Below are 18,549 nucleotides of genomic sequence, written 5' to 3'. Positions count from 1 at the left end.
AATATTAAAATTAACCAATAAAAAATTTTAAAATGAAAAATTTACGTAACAGCAAACTTTCAAGAGAGCAATTAAAAGGAATTTCAGGAAACGGTATTATTATCGGTGGTAACTGTTCAAGAGAATGTTGCCCTACTGATGGAAGACCAAAATGCCCGGGAATGATTTGCCCGGCGGTAGTTTGCCCTCAGTATTTGTAAGACTGAACTTATTTTTGCCCAAATGGGCCATATTAATCCGAAGAATGATTCTTCGGATTTTTTTGTTTTCACCACATGGAGAATTTAGAACAATAAAAAAAGATTTTCAGATAATAAAGCTCTTTTTAAACTGTCCTACTTTTGGAAAAGAAACATTAATACAAAAACATCACAAATTATGTTACGAAAAATTTTTTCAGCTGGCTGTATTATAGCACTTTCTTTTATGACCAGTTCATTATTAAAAGCACAAATAGCTTCTGTAAGTACAATTGCAGAAACGATGACCACAAATCTGGATTATTTGAACCTTACCGATAATCAAAAAAATAAGGTATTGTATTTTAATAAATTTGCCGCAGATGCTCTAAATGCTCTTGATAAAAAAGTTGGAGATAATTCTAATATTCTCAACAATAAAGCCATTACAAGCGAATTAATTGGAATTATGGTGCAGCGTGACACTTCTCTTAGAGACATCCTTACTCCTGACCAGGAAAGTCAGTTTGAGAAAAACAGAGTTAAAGAACTGACCAGCTTCAGAACGTTGGTTATGGTTCCTTTACTGGATCTCACTGACCAGCAAGTTCCTAAAGTATATGATATCAATCTTAAAAGCGTTCAGGCGATGCAGGATGATTTAGATAAGCGCAATAAAAGCAAAAGAGCAACCAGTGATCAGGATGCGAGACGTATTATCACCAATCAATTTAAAAATGCAGATAAAGATTTTGAAGCGATACTAAGTCCTTCACAAATAACAATATATAAAAACAATGAACAATTGCTTATTGATGCAGTAAGAAATAATAAAAAGGTACAAGCAAAATAACATGTTTTTTATTCATCATACTTATTCCCCAAACTAAGTCTTTCTCGGCGAGGCAACCTTCTTTAGGTAGCCTCGTTTTTTATGCATGTTTAAGTATTTTGAAAAAAATAAGACCACCTTTGATCTGGTGGTCTCATTTTGTATTGTTTTTCTATTTCAGATAGGTTTCATACAGGTCTTTTCGTCTGTCTTTCATTACCTGAACGGAGCCGTTGTGGTGAAGGTCTTTCAACAGATTCAAATCAACATCAACAATCAGTGTCATTTCTGTATTCGGAGTCGCTTCTCCTTTCACCGCATTGGACGGAAAAGCAAAATCAGAAGGAGTAAATACTGCGGCCTGGCCAAACTGAATGTCCATATTATTAACCTTCGGTAAGTTACCGACACATCCTGCAATGGCAACATAACATTCATTTTCAATTGCCCGTGCAGCGGCACAGTGACGTACTCTCATATACGCATTTTGAGTATCTGTGAGGTAAGGAACAAATAATATCTTCATTCCCTGGTCTGCTAAAATTCTTGGTAATTCCGGGAATTCAACGTCATAACAGATGACGAGTCCTATCTTTCCGCAGTCGGTATCAAAAACTTTTATTTCATTACCTCCTTTCATTCCATAATATCTCTTTTCATTTGGGGTAATATGAATTTTTCGGTATTCGTCTACGCGGCCATCACGATGAAGAAGATAGCTTACATTATACAAATCACTTGTATCATTGTCAAAAACAGGCATACTTCCTGAGATAATATTGACATTATAGCTGATGGCCAGCTCAGAGATTTTCTTTTTAATTTCTTCAGTAAGCTTTGCCAGTTCAATCATACTATCTCTTTCTGAAAGATTATTGAAAGGAGCTAATAATGGTGTATTGAAGAGTTCCGGGAAGAGAACAAAGTCAGATTTGTAGTCTCCCATTACATTGACGAAAAATTCTACCTGCTCATAAAAGGCTTCTATATCTTTGAAATGCCTCATCTGCCACTGTACCAATCCAAGACGGATAATACTGTCCTGCATGGTATTTGGGTTTTTGCTGTAATAGATATTATTCCATTGCAAAAGAACCGCATTCTCCTGAGAAGCCTCATCTTCGGGAAGGTATTTTTTCAATACTCTGATCGGCAGGAAATTATTGGAAAGCTGAAAAGACAACACAGGATCATAAATTTCCTTATCTCTTACTCTTCGTATATATTCTCTTGGAGAAAGCTCGTGGCTGTGTTTATGATAATTCGGGATTCTGCCACCCAGAATAATTGATTTTAAGTTTAATAATTCACATAATTCCTTTCTCGCATCATAGAGTCTTCTTCCCAAGCGCAGTTCACGGAATTCCGGGTCTACAAAAACTTCTATTCCATATAAAACATTTCCTTTTGAAGTATGGGTATTGAAGGTATAATTCCCTGTAATATCGCTATAGGTATGATCATCACCGAATTCGTCATAGTTCACAATAATAGAAAGCGCCACTGCAGCCAGTTTTCCATCTACTGTAATACAGATTTGCCCATCAGGAAACATTCTCGTCAACTTTTCAATACTTTTCTTAGACCATATCGATTCCGACATTTGCGGATAAGCCCTTTTCATCGTTTGTGCCAGTTCATCATAATCCTGAACGTTCAGGGGTCTTGTTTCTATTTGCATTTGATGTAATTTTATTTAAATTTAGTGAAAATTTATTTTGATAGGCTATTACCAAGCAAAACATTAACCAAAATATCAAATAGAAATGGCAATAATTTTTCTAAATCTAAGTGAATGTCCTATTTGTAAAAAAACTTTAGACGATGGACAGGATATTGTCCTATTTCCACCTTTTACCTCAGATAAGAACCATAAATTTTATCTATTTAATGATGAGGGCGTTCACCGTTCTTGTTTACAGAAAACTACACTTGGACTAGAAGCATTACAATTTTTAGAAACACAATTGTCCATATAAAAAATCCCACCCAATCGGGCAGGATTTATATGTAAAATTCAAGTCAAAGATTATTCCCACTCAATCGTTGCAGGTGGTTTGCTTGAAATATCGTAAGCTACTCTGTTGATCCCTCTTACTTCGTTGATGATTCTGCTGGAAACAGTATCAAGGAATTCGTAAGGAAGTCTGCTCCATGTTGCTGTCATAAAGTCGATGGTGTTGGCAGAACGAACCACTGCTGTGTATTCATAAGTTCTTTCATCACCCATAACTCCTACAGATTTTACAGGGAGAAGAACTACGAAAGCCTGAGATACTTTTTCGTAAAGATCATTTTTGTATAATTCTTCGATGAAGATATCATCAGCTTCCTGAAGGATTCTTACTTTTTCTGCATCTACAGCTCCCAAAATTCTGATTCCTAATCCAGGACCCGGGAAAGGGTGTCTGTATACCATATGATGAGGAATTCCTAATTCTTCACCTACTCTTCTTACTTCGTCCTTGAAAAGCTCTCTTAACGGCTCCAGTAATTCGAATTCCATATCTTCAGGAAGTCCTCCAACGTTGTGGTGAGACTTGATTACTGCAGATGGTCCATTAACAGACTGGCTTTCGATAACGTCAGGATAAATAGTACCCTGAGCCAGGAATTTAGCGCCTTCAATTTTGTGAGATTCTTCGTCAAACACATGGATAAACTCATTTCCGATAAGTTTTCTCTTCGTTTCGGGATCGTCTACCCCAGCCAATTTTGAAAGGAATCGTTCCTGAGCGTCTACCATTTTAATGTTCATATGGAAGTGCTCTCCATATTGATCCATTACTTTCTTACCTTCATCTTTTCTCAATAATCCTGTATCAACGAAAATACAAGTTAACTGATCTCCGATTGCTTTATGAATTAAAACTGCTGCAACAGAAGAGTCTACTCCTCCTGAAAGACCAAGGATTACTTTGTTGTCTCCTACTTTTTCACGGATTTCCTCAACTGTTTTTTCAATATAATTGGTCAGTTTCCAGTTCTTATCTGAGTTACAGATTCCGAAAACGAAATTCTCAAGCATTTTTCCTCCTTCTTCCGTATGGGAAACTTCCGGGTGGAACTGAACACAGAAGATCTTTTTATCTTCGTCAGAGATTGAAGCAATTACGCCTGACTTTGCATTTAATTCAAATCCTGCCGGTAACTCTCCTACTTCATCAAAGTGACTCATCCAAACTACAGAGTTCTGAGTAACCCCTTTTAATAAAGAGCTTTCTTTAACGATTTCAAGATTGGCTTTACCATACTCTCCTTTCTCTCCTTTGTTTACTTTTCCTCCTAAAAGGTGAGCCGTCATCTGCATTCCGTAGCAAATTCCCAATACAGGAACGCCTTGTTCGTATAGTTCTTTTTCAACCAGGTGAGCATTTTCTGCATTTACAGAGCTTGGTCCACCAGAAAGAATGATTCCTTTTGGTTGTTTTGCTAAAATATCTTGTAATGGTGTATTGTAAGGTAAGATTTCAGAATATACTCCCATCTCACGGATTCTTCTTCCGATAAGTTGGTTGTACTGGGATCCGAAATCTAAAATAATAATACCGTTGTTCATTTTTTGAATTATGATTTATAAATTATAAATAACGAGTTAGTCTTTTGATTGTTCCATTGCAGCAGAGTTTCATTGTACTTTTGTCATTCCGTAGGAATCTAAGCTATCCGATATCTCCTTACAGTTGAGATTCCTATGGAGTGACAAAGCCTATGTTACATACATTAATCAAAGCGTCACTCAAAAATTGTTTAATCAATTTATTAGGTTTTGGCTAAAGCCCATTCTATCTCTGCTTTTTTATAACCAATCGGGCTAAAGCCCAATTCTATTGATGGAATATAAAACCTAAAAAATATATGGCTTATTACTAAAGCCTATTGTCTATTCAATTGTTTTACAAAAAAAGACTTGGAATGTCTCCAAATCTTTTTTCGTGATTTTTATTAAAACTTTCCGATGTCTTCTCTGTAGAAGCCGTAATCGAAATGTACGTGTCCGGCATCTTCGTAAACTTTCTTGCGGGCATCTTCGTAGGTAGCTCCTGTAGCCACAACGTTCAATACTCTACCACCATTGGAAACCACTTTATCTCCTTTTTTAGCAGCACCTGCATATAATAGTTTACTATATTTTAATTTGTCTTCGCCTACGATTTCGAAACCTGTTTCGAAGTTTCTCGGGTAACCTCCTGAGCACATTACCAGACAAACTGCTTTTTCGTCTTTAAACTTCAGTTCGATCTCTTTTCCATCCATACAATCCTGGATTACATCTAACAGGTTGTTTTCCATAAGAGCCATCAATACCTGAGTTTCAGGATCTCCGAATCTCATGTTGTATTCAAGAAGGTAAGCTCCGTTTTTAGTTACCATTAATCCGAAGAAAATGATTCCTTTAAATCCGAAACCTTCTGCTTTAAGACCTTTAACAGTAGGTTCTAAAATATTTTTCTCGAAATCTGCATAATGTTCCTGCGTGAATTCCGGGCTTGGTGCCACTGAACCCATACCACCTGTATTAGGTCCCGTATCTCCGTTTCCTGCCTTTTTATAATCTTTAGCAGCGATACAAGGGAAAAGTTGATCTCCATTAGAGAAAGCAATGATAGAAGCTTCAAAACCTTGTAAATATTCTTCAATAACTAAACGAATACCAGCATCTCCATAGATTCTTCTGATCATGAAATCATGGATGGTTGCTTCAGCTTCTTCAAGATTGTCGCAAATAACAACCCCTTTTCCACCTGCTAAACCACTAGCCTTGATTACTAAAGGATATTGTTGTTTCTGAACATATTCTTTAGCTTCGTTATATGAATCAAATACTACAGCTTTAGCCGTCTTGATATCATAGGTTTGCATAAATTTCTTAGAGAAAGCCTTACTTCCTTCCAGGCTTGCTACCTTTTGAGTAGGGCCAAAAACTTTAAGATCGTGTTTTTTAAATTCATCCTTCAAACCAGCTACCAATGGAGCTTCAGGACCTACGATCGTAAGATCAATCTTTTCTTTAATAGCGAAATCTCTAAGTTCTTTGATTTCTGATAAATGAACATTTTTCCCTATTACATCGGTAGTAGCATTCCCGTTGGCAAAAAACATTTTAGAAATTCTAGGGTCATTCTGAAGTTTTGCCGCTAAAGCAGATTCTCTACCGCCTTCACCTATGATTAATATTCTCATACTTTATTTATTATCTAGTCTAATTTACAAATATATAATTTTGAATGCTAAAAATACAATCCCTAATTATTTTTTAATTCTATTTTAATTAGTGGAAAAAGTGTCTAACACCAGTAAACATCATAGGAATACCGTGCTCATTAGCAGCTTCTATACTGTCCTGATCTTTTACACTTCCGCCAGGTTGTATGATCGCCTTGATACCTTCCTGAGCGCAGAAATCTACCACATCACGGAAAGGGAAAAATGCATCAGAAGCCAATACTAAATCTCCTGTGAATTTTTCTTTCGCTCTTTCAATAGCCTGCTGAGTTGCCCAGATTCTGTTGACCTGTCCGCCTCCGATACCAAATGCCTGGATCCCGTTGGAAACAACAATAGCGTTTGACTTCACATATTTTACTACTCTTTGTGAGAATAATAAAGCTTTCTGCTGCTCTTCCGTCGGTTGAGTTTCAGTAACGACTTTAATATCATCAGAGAAGTGCAAATCATTATCCTGAACCAGGATACCACCGTCAACTTTCACCCAAGTTTTCTTATCAGAAACAGGGTTTACGATTTTTATGATTCTTAAATTTTTCTTTTTTCTTAAAACTTCAAGAGCTTCTTCGTCGAAGGCAGGAGCCATTACGATCTCCAGAAAAGTTTTGTTGAGTTCTTCAGCTGTTGCGGCATCAATCTTATAGTTCATAGCAACAATTCCGCCAAAGATAGAAACGGGATCACATTCGAAAGTTTTTTGATAAGTTTCCAATGCTGAAGTACCGATAGCCACTCCACAAGGGGTAGAATGTTTTACAGCACAACAAGCCATTTCTTCTTTAAACTCTGTCACTACTTTCCAGCAAAGATCCATATCACGAAGGTTGTTGAAAGAAAGTTCTTTTCCTCCAAGCTGCTCGAAATCTTTCATTGCTCCGTTTTCAAAAGTAGAAACGTAGTAAGCTGCCGTCTGGTGAGGATTTTCACCGTATCTTAAGTCAGATACTTTTTTGTAAGAAGCATTTAAATAGGTAGGATATTCCTCATCTAAAAGCATTCTTGAAATAGCAGCATCATAAGCAGAAGTAAGGTTGAATACTTTTCCTGCAAGTTTTTTACGGGTTTCAATATAGGTGTCTCCGTTTTGTTCCATTTCAATTTTTACTGTTGTATAATCTTCTACATCAGTAATCACGGTAACAGAATCAAAGTTTTTTGCTGCAGAACGAAGCATTGAAGGACCTCCGATATCGATAAACTCTACTTTCTCATGTAAAGAAATGTCTTTGTTTACATTTTCAAAGAAAGGGTAAAGGTTTACGATAACCATGTCGATCAGATCAATTCCGTGTTCCTGAACGGTTTTCATGTGCTCTTCGTTGTTACGAACAGCCAGAAGACCTCCGTGAACTTTAGGGTGCAATGTTTTCACTCTTCCGTCCAGCATTTCAGGGAAATTGGTTACCTCATCAATCTGAATTGGATTTAAACCAGCGTCTTTCAAATGTTTGAATGTTCCTCCTGTAGAGATCAACTCATAGTTCTGAGCTTCCAAAAACTGTGCGAATTCGATTAATCCACTCTTGTCAGAAACACTGATTAAAACTCTCTTTTTACTCATTACTTTCAATTTTTACTTTTCACAGTTATTTCAAACTGTATCCGGGTCTTTCACTTCCGGATTACTTTTTATTTTACTTAGATTTTTTTTAAATCAATGTAACAATGAGATTCTTCGCTATGCTCAGAATGACAATTACAATTATTTGTACACTGGTACATTGTTATATTTATTTATTTCCCAGGACCTTATTGATCGCTATCGGAAATATTTCATATTCAATCTGGTGAACTTTCTGAGCTAATGTTTCAGGAGTATCATCAGCTGTCACTTCAAAAGATTTTTGAAGTATCGCTTCTCCTTCATCAATACCGGGAGTCACAAAATGTACAGTGGCTCCACTCTCTACTTCTTTGGCTTCAATAACGGCATTGTGAACGTTCATTCCCCACATTCCTTTTCCTCCGAATTTCGGAAGTAATGCAGGATGAATATTTATTATTTTACCATTCCAGTTTTCACAGAACTCAGATTTTAAAATGGATAAGAATCCTGCCAATACAATCAGATCTGTATTTTGTGGAATTACTTTAGCCAATTCACTACTGAAATTCTTTCCTCTTGGAATAAGTATGTTTTCTATATTGTGATTCTTTGCTCTTTCCAGTCCAAAACATTCTCTGTCAGCAACTACCAAATTTACTTTTGCATTCTGAATTTCTCCAGCTTCAATGGTATCAATGATTCTCTGCAGATTGGTTCCTGAACCGGATACAAGTACAACGATGTTCTTCATGTTTGTTTTCTTAGCCTTCTCAAGATTTAGAACCTTGACAAGGCTTTTTTAATTAGCCCCGATTGCAGCGGCATCCTTTTTCAAAAAATGGCTTTGTAAAAAAGCGTTTGGCGAAAAAGATATAGCGGAAAGCGGGATTAAGCTTCTAAAATTTTAAATCAATTTTCTCTGCTCCTTCAGTGATTTCTCCGATTTCGTAAGCATCGTCCAAAAGGTGCAATACTTTTTCAGCATGCGCGGCATCTACTACGATGATCATTCCTACTCCCATATTGAAAGTTCCGTACATTTCTTCGCGGGTAACGCCACCTCTTTTTTCTAATTCAAGCATTACGCTTGGAATTCTGATTTTTGCACCGTCGACAGAAGCACAAAGTCCTTCGGGAATAATTCTCGGAACGTTTTCATAAAGACCTCCTCCTGTAATGTGAGCGATACCGCTTACTTTTACTTCTTCCAATACTTTATGAATATCCTTATAATATAATCTGGTAGGAACTAAAAGCGTTTCATATAAAGGTTTTCCTTCAAATTCTTCTTCGAAGTCAGGGAATACTTTTCTTACTAAGGAGAATCCGTTGGAATGGAATCCTGAGCTTGGTAATGCTATAATTTTGTTACCCGGCTTAATATTAGACCCATCAATAATCTGGTCTTTTTCTACGATTCCTACACAGAATCCTGCAACATCATAATCTCCCGGCTGGTACATTCCCGGCATTTCAGCAGTTTCGCCACCGATTAACGCACAGTTGTTGTCTTTACAGGCATTCACCATTCCAAGAACAATTTCTGCAGCAATTTCAGAATCAAGCTTTCCACAAGCCAGGTAATCTAGGAAGAACAAAGGTTTGGCACCATGACAAAGGATATCATTGGCACACATCGCGAAACAGTCGATCCCGATAGAGTCATATTTTTTGGTATCCAAAGCTACTTTCAGCTTTGTACCTACTCCATCTGTTCCTGAAACCAGGACAGGATTTTTGTATCCTCCGATTTCATAGAAAGCACCAAAGCTTCCCAAATGATTCAATACATTGGAATTGTGGGTTTCGCCAACTGCTTTTTTGATCTTGTCAACCGTTTTGTATCCTTCTTCTTTGTCTACTCCTGCTGATTTGTAAGTGTTGCTCATGTCTGCTTAGATTTTTAGATATTGGATTTCAGATTTCAAATTTTTGTATCTGATGTCTGGCGTCTTTTTATCTTTTATATTTTTACTTTTTATTTCAAATTTGGAAAACAAAAAAGCCGACAATCTTTTCAGATTATCGGCCGTTATTTTATCTCAGAATTTCAGAGCCCACAATTTTCCCTTTATGAGAAAAACATTGTTTATAGGAGGTCTGAATTTTCATCTCTTTTCTTTTTGCAAAAATAGTAATTTTAAATGAATATTCAAATTCTATTTTTCAAGGATCGTTTCGATGGCCGCAATCTTCTTGATTTTATGCTTTAATTCGTTGTTTTTCTCTTCGTTAGAAATTTTTTGCTCTGCTTTATCAAAGTTATCATTAAAGAAAGGAAGTGAGAAAGTTTCTACCACATTTCCACCATGGAAAGGGAAACGCTTTGAAGCAGCTTCCAAAACTCCTGCTCCACCTCTACCTCCGGGAGATGTAGACATCAATAGCATTGGCACTTCATTCCATACCGTTCTGTCTTTAATTCTGGATACCCAATCGAACACATTTTTAAATGCTGTAGAGTAAGTTCCGTTATGTTCTCCTAATGAAACCAACAACAAGTTTGCCCCGTCAATTTTAGCAGCAAAATCATGCGCTTCCTGTGGCACACCACCTGCCAATTCTCTTTCATGCTTATAGATTGGCATTTCGAAAGGATTTAAATCGATTACTTCTACTTCTGCATTTTCAAATAGTGTTGATGCATAGGCCACCAACTGCTTGTTCATGGAAACTTCTGAGTTACTTCCTGCTATTGCTAAGATTTTCATACTTTGATAGTTAATTTTTAAGTTGATAACAACCCGTCATCCTTATTTTATTAAATTTAATGAATAACGGGTTGATATTATTTCTGATTTTAAGAATACAAATTTAGTTTTATTTAAGATAAGATGGCAATTCCATTGGTACTTCCATCAATAATATTTCAGTGTCTTCCACTGCTTCAATATTAAAGCTCTGGGTATCCCAGATTCCCAATCCGTCTCTTTCGTTGAGAACGCGGTCTCCAATTTTTGCGCTTCCTTTTAAAACAAAAGCATACACTCCGTTTCCTTTTTTATTAAGCATGTAATTTTTACCGTTTCCTTTTTTAAAGTTGGCTATGTTGAACCAAGCATCCTGGTGAATCCAAACTCCGTCATCATTTTTATTGGGAGATAAAATCTGTTGGAATCCGTTTATTTTTTCGCCTTCTTTAATACTTTTCTGGTCGTACCTTGGCTCAACATCAAGTTCTTTTGGAAAAATCCAGATCTGAAGGAATTTTACTTCTTCATCTTTATTTTTATTATACTCACTGTGTTGTACACCGGTTCCGGCACTCATCACCTGGATTTCACCTTTTTTAATGACTGCTGTAGTTCCCATTGAATCTTTGTGTTCCAAATCTCCTTCCAAAGGAATAGAAATAATTTCCATATCCCGGTGTGGGTGAGTTCCAAATCCCATTCCCTGAGAAACGGTATCATCGTTTAACACTCTTAATGCCCCAAAGTTCATTCTGTCTTTGTTTTGATAGTTGGCAAAACTAAATGTGTGGTAAGAGTTTAACCATCCGTGATTGGCATGGCCTCTTGAATCTGCTTTATGATATACTGTTTTCATTTCTGTGATTATTTATGGTACAAATGTACGGGATGTGGGTGTTGCAAAATGTTGATGTAGGTTAAGAAAGGAAGTTGAGTTAAAATTAAACGTGGAGACAGCTTCCAGCCATGTCAAGGTTTAAAACCTTGACATAGTTGGATTAAAAGGCATCTTTAATCTTCGAGCCTCGTTTAAGATAGAAAAACAAAGCACTTATCACCAGCATCAGAAGGATTAAAATTCCTAAAATAAAAGAAATATGATTGGAAAAATGTCCTAAGATATTAGTTACAGTACCTGTTCCTATTTGATTTGCGGCCATCAGAAAACCGGATACCAGAACAGAATATGCAGGAAATTCTATGGTTCCCCAACCAATAGATCCGGGAAATATACTTCCCATAAAAAAGCCAATCAGAAACATCATAAGTAAAAGGATATTAATATTGGGATAAACAAGTAATATGAACAGCAGGATTCCTACGCAAAGTGGAGAGACAAGAAAAAAAGAGGATAGATTCCATCTTTTTGAAAGGATACCGAATAAGAGCCTGTTTAAGGCAACTCCACCCCAGAACAGAGAGAGACCAAGATTTGCTGCATTATTGTCTAATCCTTTATTTTTAAGAATAATGCCACCAAAACTTCCAAAAGTTCCTTCTATGCATCCATACAAGATAATGGCAATAAAAAAGATCCATAATTTATCCGAGATTTTAAAATGGGCAGGTAAATTAAAAAATGTTCCTTTTTCAATTTTTAAAAATAAAAAAGCCATCAGTACAGCACTTACAGCAATGAATATGGATCCGGGAACATACATCCAGTTTTTCACATCTCCGATCAGGTTCATCAGTAAAGGCGATGTAGAGGTTCCTAATCCTACTAAAAACTGAAGAATTAAAATAGCAGAAGAGTTTTCCTTTTCAAACAAGCTTGCTGCCAAAGGGTTCAATGTGGTAATGGAAAGACCGAAGCCTGTTCCTGTAAAAGCGACCATTATCATCAGGAGAGAGAATAATGATGATTTTGCTTCTATAAAATAATGCAGTATCCATAAAGAGCCTGTTGAAATAAGCATCAGCAGAACCCCAAAAGTTAAAATAATTTTAGGGCCCCACTTATTCACCAAAAACGGAGCCGCCAGGCATGAAATAATAATACAGATCACCTGTGGAATAAATAAATTACCAAACTGAGATGACGAGAGCGCAAACAGAGAAGGATCAGTAAAAGCTGTTCCCAGTGCAGGAAAAATCACAAAATTCACTCCGGTAAGAAAAGCCAGAAGGAAAATGACAATAATAGTGATTCGTTTGACATTCATTATTTTATTTCAAAACATGATTTTTAAGATATTCTCCTACTCTTAATGCCATTGCAATAATTGTCAGAGCGGGATTTACCGCTCCGCTTGAAACAAAAAAACCACCGTCTACAATATATAAATTTTCCAGATCGTGTGCTTTACAATAAATGTCAACTACAGAACTTTCAGGGTCAAGTCCCATTCTTGTTGTGCCATTTTGGTGTGCCGGTGAAGCAATATCCATTCCTTTACTGAAATAATAGCCTTTGAATAAAAAAGTTTCAAATTTGCCTGATGCTTTTAAGGCTTTGATCAATTCGGCCTTTAAAAATTCATGCCCTTTTTGGTTATTATCGGTGTAACTAAGTTTGATCTGTCCATTCTCGACGGTCACTCGATTTTCAGGATCCGGAAGATCTTCTGAGGTAAGCCAGAAATCAACCGCATGCTTAGCCATTAATTCAAAAGTAAAGCCCGGAGCCGGAATGGGGCTGTCTGCCTTAATCTGATTTTCATCTGATTTCCCCAACATTTGCACGTGACCTAAAGGAAACTCATATCCTCTGGCTGCGTGGTAAAAATCATTAATCCCAAATGTTTTTCCGAATTTGGTTGGATTGGGCTCTGTGTACAAGGCAATTAAAGCGGTATTCTGATGAAACATGTAGTTTCGGCCTACCTGATCTGAGGTATTAGCCAGACCATTGTGAAATCTTTCACTTCTGCTTTCCAGCAATATTGCTGCTGAATTGATAGCTCCTGCTGAAAGGATAACAAGATCTGCAGTTAGTATTTTCGTTCCTTCGTTCTGTTCAATTATCACCTCAGTAATCCTCTTTCCTGAACTGTCTGTGTTTAGCTTTACAACTTTTGCGTTGGTCATCAATTCAACATTGGGATACTCTAGTGCCTTTGATAATGCACAAAGATGGGCATCTCCTTTTCTTTCCGAAGCATCTGGAAATCCGTCAAAACGATCTAATGTATAGGGAGCATTCGCAGTTGCATGAGGTTGAAAATTGACTCCGACAGGCAATTCAAAAGGATGCAGCCCATATCCTTTCAATTCATCAAAAATTTCCTGAATCCTCGGTTCGTGAGGCAATGGCGGATTAGGATAAGGTTCAGAATCAAAAGGCTCCGTAGGGTCTGATCCTCTTTTGCCATGTACATGAAATAGTTTTTCAGCTTCCAGGTAATAGGTCTTCAAATCTTCATATTGAATTGGCCAAGCCGGCGATACTCCTCCATAATGCTGTATTTCCTTAAAATCTTCTTCTCTTAAACGAAATAATGCCGCTCCATAAAATTTTGTATTTCCTCCAACATTATAATGCATTCCGGGGCGAAAAGGCTTCCCATGCTTATCCAGCCAAAAATCGGTTGTTGTATACCTGTTTTTCTGAAAAACTTCCGTGGAATCCCAATTTTCTTTTTCCACAGGAACATAGTCTCCTCTTTCCAGAATCAGTATTCTTTTTCCGGTGTCTGCCAATTGATATGCCATGGTTGCACCACCGGCTCCGGTGCCTATAATGATAATATCATACATTTTCCTACAATTTGGTGTATCTAATGTAAAGATTTAAAAACCAGAAACAGCTTAACAAATTGTTAAATTTCAATTGATTGAGCAAATGGAAATATAAGATTTAATTTATATGTTGGATAACGCGAAGACGTTAGGAATAATATTAACCTGATATTTTTAAGGCGCGAGGATCTTATCTGCGATAAAATTTCATAGTGGATGCAAATCTCACAGATATATGGTTATGATTCAATCGTAAAAATTTTTTCAACTATGCGTAATAATGTGCTTTATCTAAAAAATCTGCGAGAGTTTATTAAATATTAATATAAAATAAGTTTTGGCTGAAGCCAGTGGATTGTTATTTATATAGAAAGCGGGCTAAAGCCCGCTCCCATTGATGTTTTGAGGTAAAACATTATTAAATCAAGCGTTTAATAATTTTCAACGCTCCATTTTCAATTTCCTATTCTTAAAAATGCACCTGTTGAATTTCCTCTTCTATTTCTTTAGGGGTTTCGTCCTCTGATTTTACAAAGATCATTGTTACTAAAGCTCCGATCAGCATACAGATTCCGCCAACCACCACATAATCCATGGCTTGTTTTCCGAAGATACCGCTTACGATGGGACCTCCAAACAACCCATTAATAATCTGAGGAATTACAATAAAGAAATTAAAGATTCCCATATAAACGCCCATTTTCTTCTGCGGAATCACTTCAATCAACATGGCATAAGGCATTGCCAGAATACTTGCCCAAGCAAATCCCAATCCAATCATTGAAATCCATAGATTGTTGACATCTTTTATAAAATACATTGAAATCAGTCCTATACCTCCACAAAGCAAGGCTAAGGCATGGGTTTGTTTCTTTCCGATCCATTTTGCAATGGGTGTTAACATAAATGCAAAGGGAATAGCCCACAGGTTGTACATTCCAAAGAGCTTACCTGTTAAGTCTCCCGCATCATTAAATCTTTTGGAGTGAGTATCTTCCGGTGAAAGTCCAAAATGGTGGGTTGCCAAGGCACTTGTGGTAAATACCCACATTGTAAATAATGCAAACCATGAGAAAAACTGTACTGCTCCCAGCTTTTTCATTTGTACGGGGATGGCAGCAAAATCTTTAAAAATATCTCTCAATTGAGAAGGTTCTTCTTCTTTTTCACCTCCTCCAAACTCGATAAACTCCTGTGGAGAATATTCTCTGGTTGTCATGATGGTGTAAACAATTGAAATGATCAGTAAGGCTGCTCCTAAATAAAATGAGTAAATCACATTATCGGCTACAAAACCTTTAGGTGCTTCATTAGAAATCCCTAATTTGGTAAGCCAATCCGGCAGATAAGAACCAAACACAGCACCGATTCCTATGAGAATAGTCTGCACTGAGAACCCTATTGTTCCCTGATGTTTGGGAAGCATATCTCCTACTAAAGCTCTGAAAGGCTCCATGGCAATATTGACGGAAGCATCCATCATGGCAAGGAAAATAACCGCCAGCAAAAGAGCATTTGCTGCAAACATCTGAGTTACTGTAGCGGCATTTGGCAATAAAACCAGTCCTATCGAGCATAAAACGGCTCCGATTAAAAAATAAGGCTTTCTTCTTCCCAGCGGACTCCAGGTATTATCTCCCATATGCCCGATAATCGGCTGAACAATGAGCCCTGTAACAGGAGCTACCAGCCAGAACCATGATAATTCATGTACATCTGCTCCTAAATTACCCAAAATACGGCTTGCATTCCCGTTCTGAAGGCCAAAAGCCATTTGAATTCCCAAAAAACCCATGCTCATATTAATAATCTGAAGCATGGAAAGATTGGGTTTTATTTTTCGTGAAAAAGTACTATGCGAGGCGTTCATTCTTATTTCTTTAACTTCTGAATCAAAGGATCTTCAAGGGCTGTTTTTTCATTAACCACTTTGTCCACTACGTCATTAGGAATTGTCATAGAAAGCACATATTGTCTCACTTTCCATTGGCCGTTGATTTTTTCCACCACACCGGAACCTCTGCATATTTTCATTTGGGTATCCAATAGTTCATCAAACCATGCCAGTTTCCCGTCTTTGCTGAAATAAATATTTCTTTTCAGGGCAGTAAAATTCCAGGTCTTCTTTTTATCGAAATGGGGTTTAGCCCAAACCATGAAGGCTTTTTTATCCCAGACTTCTGTAGCATCTGTTCCAATAAATGTAGATTCATCGGCAAAATAATTGAAATAGCCACTGTAATCAGCCTTTGCAGCAGCTTCATTAAAGGAGTCCAGCATGGTACTGATTTCTGACTTTTCTTTTTCAAATGTATTTTTTGATTGTGCCGAAAGAACAGTCGATCCCAATAAGAAAAGGATCAGTGTATAAGCAGTGATGATATTTTTCATATAGTTAATAATTTATTTTTCAAGTTCAATAATTAATGAGCTTTTGGCGGGAACAACAATTTTGTCTTGCAGCATCCATTCTTTTCCTGAAATCACCTCTTTTCCTTTTGAATATCCTTTTAAGGATTCTTCAAAGCGTTTTAAATCCAACGTCTGATCTGTCTCATTATTGTTAAGGATCACCATTACACTTTCTTTTTCATCATATCTGAAATAAGTAAAGATCCCATCCTGAGGAATATAATTTTTAGTTTCACCCGTATGAATCACTTCTTTACCTTTTCTCCAGTTTAATAATTTTTGAGTAAACTGAAAGAATTCCTTTTGTCCCGAAGTCTGTGTAGCGGGATTCAATGCGTTTTGAGGATCTGACTTCCAACCTCCCGGGAAATCTCTCCGGATATCAGCATCGCCACCTTTGCTTTTATCTCCTCTCATGCCAATTTCTGATCCGTAATAAATCTGCGGAATACCTCTAATCGTTGAAATCAGGCTCAGAGCCATTTTATAAGTCTTAGGATCAGCATTGAAGATTTCGTTCCATCTTTCGGTATCATGATTTTCAAAAAAAACCAATAGATTGTTAATGTCCGGATAAAGAAAGTCGCTGGTAAAGGAATCATAAATTTTAACAAGTCCTGTGTTCCAGCCTTCTTTTTCTTTCAGTGCTTTAGGTAAATCGGCGAACAGCATAAAATCCATTACCGAAGGTAAATTTGAATTGTATCCTGCAGCTTCTCCGGTTTTAGAGTTTTTCTGCCAGGCTGAAATCTGACCCGCTGTATACAACCAGGTTTCTCCAACGATATTAAATTTCGGATATTCATCGGTAATTGCTTTGGCCCATTTAGCCATGGCTTCTTTATCGTTATAAGGATAGGTATCTACCCGGAAGCCTCCTAATTCTGCATATTCAATCCACCAGATGGCATTCTGAGTCAAATATTTTAACACTAATGGGTTCTTTTGATTAATATCAGGCATCGTTTTATCAAACCATCCGTCCAATGCATACTTTTTATCAATTTCAGCTGCATTGGTATCGAATTGTGTGGTGGTTTTATAATTAGAGCGTTTAAAACCATTGTCACCGTCATTAAACCAGTGAATCCAGTCTTTCGAAGGAAGATCTTTGATCATCCAGTGAGAAACTCCCCAGTGATTGGTTACATAATCCATCACCAGTTTCATATTCCTTTTGTTCAGTTCTCTGGAAAGATTTCGGTATTCTTCATTGGTTCCGTAACGGGCATCTATTTTATATAAATCTGTTTGTGCATATCCGTGATAAGAGTAAACCTTCTCGTTGTCTTCATTTACCGGAGTCAGCCACACTGCAGTGGCACCCAGATTTTGAATGTAGTCAAGATTATTGATGATTCCTCTAAGATCACCTCCGTGTCTTCCGTTGGGCAAAGTCCGGTCAGCTTTTTCAGTTAAAGCCGGATTGGAGTCATTTTTTTCATCTCCGTTGGCAAAACGATCAGGCATGATAAGGTACATCACATCTTTTGAGGTAAAAGATTCCCGATCTGCAGATCTTGAATTTCTCTGTTTTAATTCATAGGTATAGTTTCCAAGATTCTTTTTACCTTTTTTGATATTGATGCTGAACTTTGGAACATTGATTTCGTTGGTATTGACGGTAATAAAAGCATAATTTGGATTGTCAACTTTTTGGATCCCTTTAATGGGTATCTGATCTGAAAGTGTAATCTCATTATTAGCGATATCCTTGCCATACACCAAAATCTGAAGTTCAGGATTTTTCATTCCTTTCCACCAGAAAGCCGGTTCTACTCTCTCCAGTACTTTCTGGGAAAAAGCAGCAGAGGCTATGGAAAGGGCTAGCACTGCATATATTATTTTCATATCAATGTTCAATTTAGCATTAAATTTCCAAATATACAGTCAAAACCTATTTGGAATGTATGTTTTCCTACCCTTTTGGGGCAAAAAAATCTACATTTATTTGTTTTATCTTAAATTTTATTAAAA

General features: G+C 36.9%; 15 protein-coding genes. 2 read left to right on the top strand and 13 right to left on the bottom strand.

The annotated features are described in order from the left end of the window. The first annotated feature begins 32 nt into the window (after positions 1–32). Together EG342_RS25190 and EG342_RS14535 are read left to right on the top strand one after the other, a co-directional pair. Positions 33–200, top strand: coding sequence for a hypothetical protein (locus tag EG342_RS25190; RefSeq protein WP_164465187.1), 168 nt, complete (start codon positions 33–35; stop codon positions 198–200). Between the two features lie 178 nt (positions 201–378). Continuing rightward, entirely contained in the window at positions 379–1,032 is a 654-nt protein-coding gene (locus tag EG342_RS14535; protein WP_123868103.1) for a hypothetical protein, read from the top strand. A gap of 151 nt (positions 1,033–1,183) precedes the next feature. On the opposite strand, the gene EG342_RS14530 is transcribed toward EG342_RS14535, so the two are convergent. The 13 genes from EG342_RS14530 to EG342_RS14470 all read right to left on the bottom strand — a co-directional run bounded on the left by EG342_RS14530 (position 1,184) and on the right by EG342_RS14470 (position 18,423). After that, positions 1,184–2,692 (bottom strand): carbon-nitrogen hydrolase family protein, encoded by a 1,509-nt coding sequence (locus EG342_RS14530; protein ID WP_103292876.1) that lies wholly within the window; start codon positions 2,690–2,692, stop codon positions 1,184–1,186. Positions 2,693–3,040: 348 nt separating this feature from the next. Further along, positions 3,041–4,570, bottom strand: coding sequence for a glutamine-hydrolyzing GMP synthase (guaA, locus tag EG342_RS14525; RefSeq protein WP_103292878.1), 1,530 nt, complete (start codon positions 4,568–4,570; stop codon positions 3,041–3,043). Between the two features lie 386 nt (positions 4,571–4,956). Beyond that, the gene (gene purD / locus EG342_RS14520; RefSeq protein ID WP_103292879.1) at positions 4,957–6,195 is read right to left on the bottom strand and encodes a phosphoribosylamine--glycine ligase; all 1,239 of its coding nucleotides are present in this window, start codon (positions 6,193–6,195) and stop codon (positions 4,957–4,959) included. Positions 6,196–6,283: 88 nt separating this feature from the next. Next, positions 6,284–7,801 carry a bifunctional phosphoribosylaminoimidazolecarboxamide formyltransferase/IMP cyclohydrolase gene (purH, locus tag EG342_RS14515; RefSeq protein WP_103292880.1) on the bottom strand — a complete coding sequence of 506 codons (1,518 nt, stop codon included), beginning with the start codon at positions 7,799–7,801 and terminating at the stop codon, positions 6,284–6,286. A 169-nt stretch (positions 7,802–7,970) separates the two neighbouring features. Next, positions 7,971–8,537, bottom strand: a complete 567-nt coding sequence (purN, locus tag EG342_RS14510) for a phosphoribosylglycinamide formyltransferase (RefSeq protein ID WP_103292881.1) — start codon at positions 8,535–8,537, stop codon at positions 7,971–7,973. A gap of 145 nt (positions 8,538–8,682) precedes the next feature. Beyond that, complete coding sequence (gene purM / locus EG342_RS14505) at positions 8,683–9,675, bottom strand: phosphoribosylformylglycinamidine cyclo-ligase (protein ID WP_103292882.1); 993 nt, start codon at positions 9,673–9,675, stop codon at positions 8,683–8,685. Positions 9,676–9,945: 270 nt separating this feature from the next. Further along, positions 9,946–10,497 (bottom strand): NADPH-dependent FMN reductase, encoded by a 552-nt coding sequence (locus tag EG342_RS14500; RefSeq protein ID WP_103292884.1) that lies wholly within the window; start codon positions 10,495–10,497, stop codon positions 9,946–9,948. A gap of 109 nt (positions 10,498–10,606) precedes the next feature. After that, the gene (locus tag EG342_RS14495; RefSeq protein ID WP_103292885.1) at positions 10,607–11,335 is read right to left on the bottom strand and encodes a pirin family protein; all 729 of its coding nucleotides are present in this window, start codon (positions 11,333–11,335) and stop codon (positions 10,607–10,609) included. 142 nt (positions 11,336–11,477) lie between these two features. Beyond that, positions 11,478–12,644: an MFS transporter gene (locus EG342_RS14490; RefSeq protein ID WP_103292886.1), complete on the bottom strand. Its 1,167-nt coding sequence runs from the start codon at positions 12,642–12,644 to the stop codon at positions 11,478–11,480. A gap of 4 nt (positions 12,645–12,648) precedes the next feature. After that, on the bottom strand, positions 12,649–14,178 hold the full coding sequence (locus tag EG342_RS14485; protein ID WP_103292887.1) for a GMC oxidoreductase: 1,530 nt from the start codon (positions 14,176–14,178) through the stop codon (positions 12,649–12,651). 451 nt (positions 14,179–14,629) lie between these two features. Then, the gene (locus EG342_RS14480) at positions 14,630–16,030 is read right to left on the bottom strand and encodes an MFS transporter (protein WP_103292888.1); all 1,401 of its coding nucleotides are present in this window, start codon (positions 16,028–16,030) and stop codon (positions 14,630–14,632) included. A 2-nt stretch (positions 16,031–16,032) separates the two neighbouring features. Next, positions 16,033–16,551: a nuclear transport factor 2 family protein gene (locus tag EG342_RS14475; protein WP_103292889.1), complete on the bottom strand. Its 519-nt coding sequence runs from the start codon at positions 16,549–16,551 to the stop codon at positions 16,033–16,035. 12 nt (positions 16,552–16,563) lie between these two features. Then, positions 16,564–18,423: a glycoside hydrolase family 13 protein gene (locus EG342_RS14470; protein WP_103292890.1), complete on the bottom strand. Its 1,860-nt coding sequence runs from the start codon at positions 18,421–18,423 to the stop codon at positions 16,564–16,566. Positions 18,424–18,549 lie beyond the last annotated feature (126 nt).

The sequence above is a fragment of the Chryseobacterium lactis genome (assembly GCF_003815875.1).
Lineage (GTDB): Bacteria > Bacteroidota > Bacteroidia > Flavobacteriales > Weeksellaceae > Chryseobacterium > Chryseobacterium lactis.
This window is presented reverse-complemented; position numbering and strand designations above follow the sequence as displayed.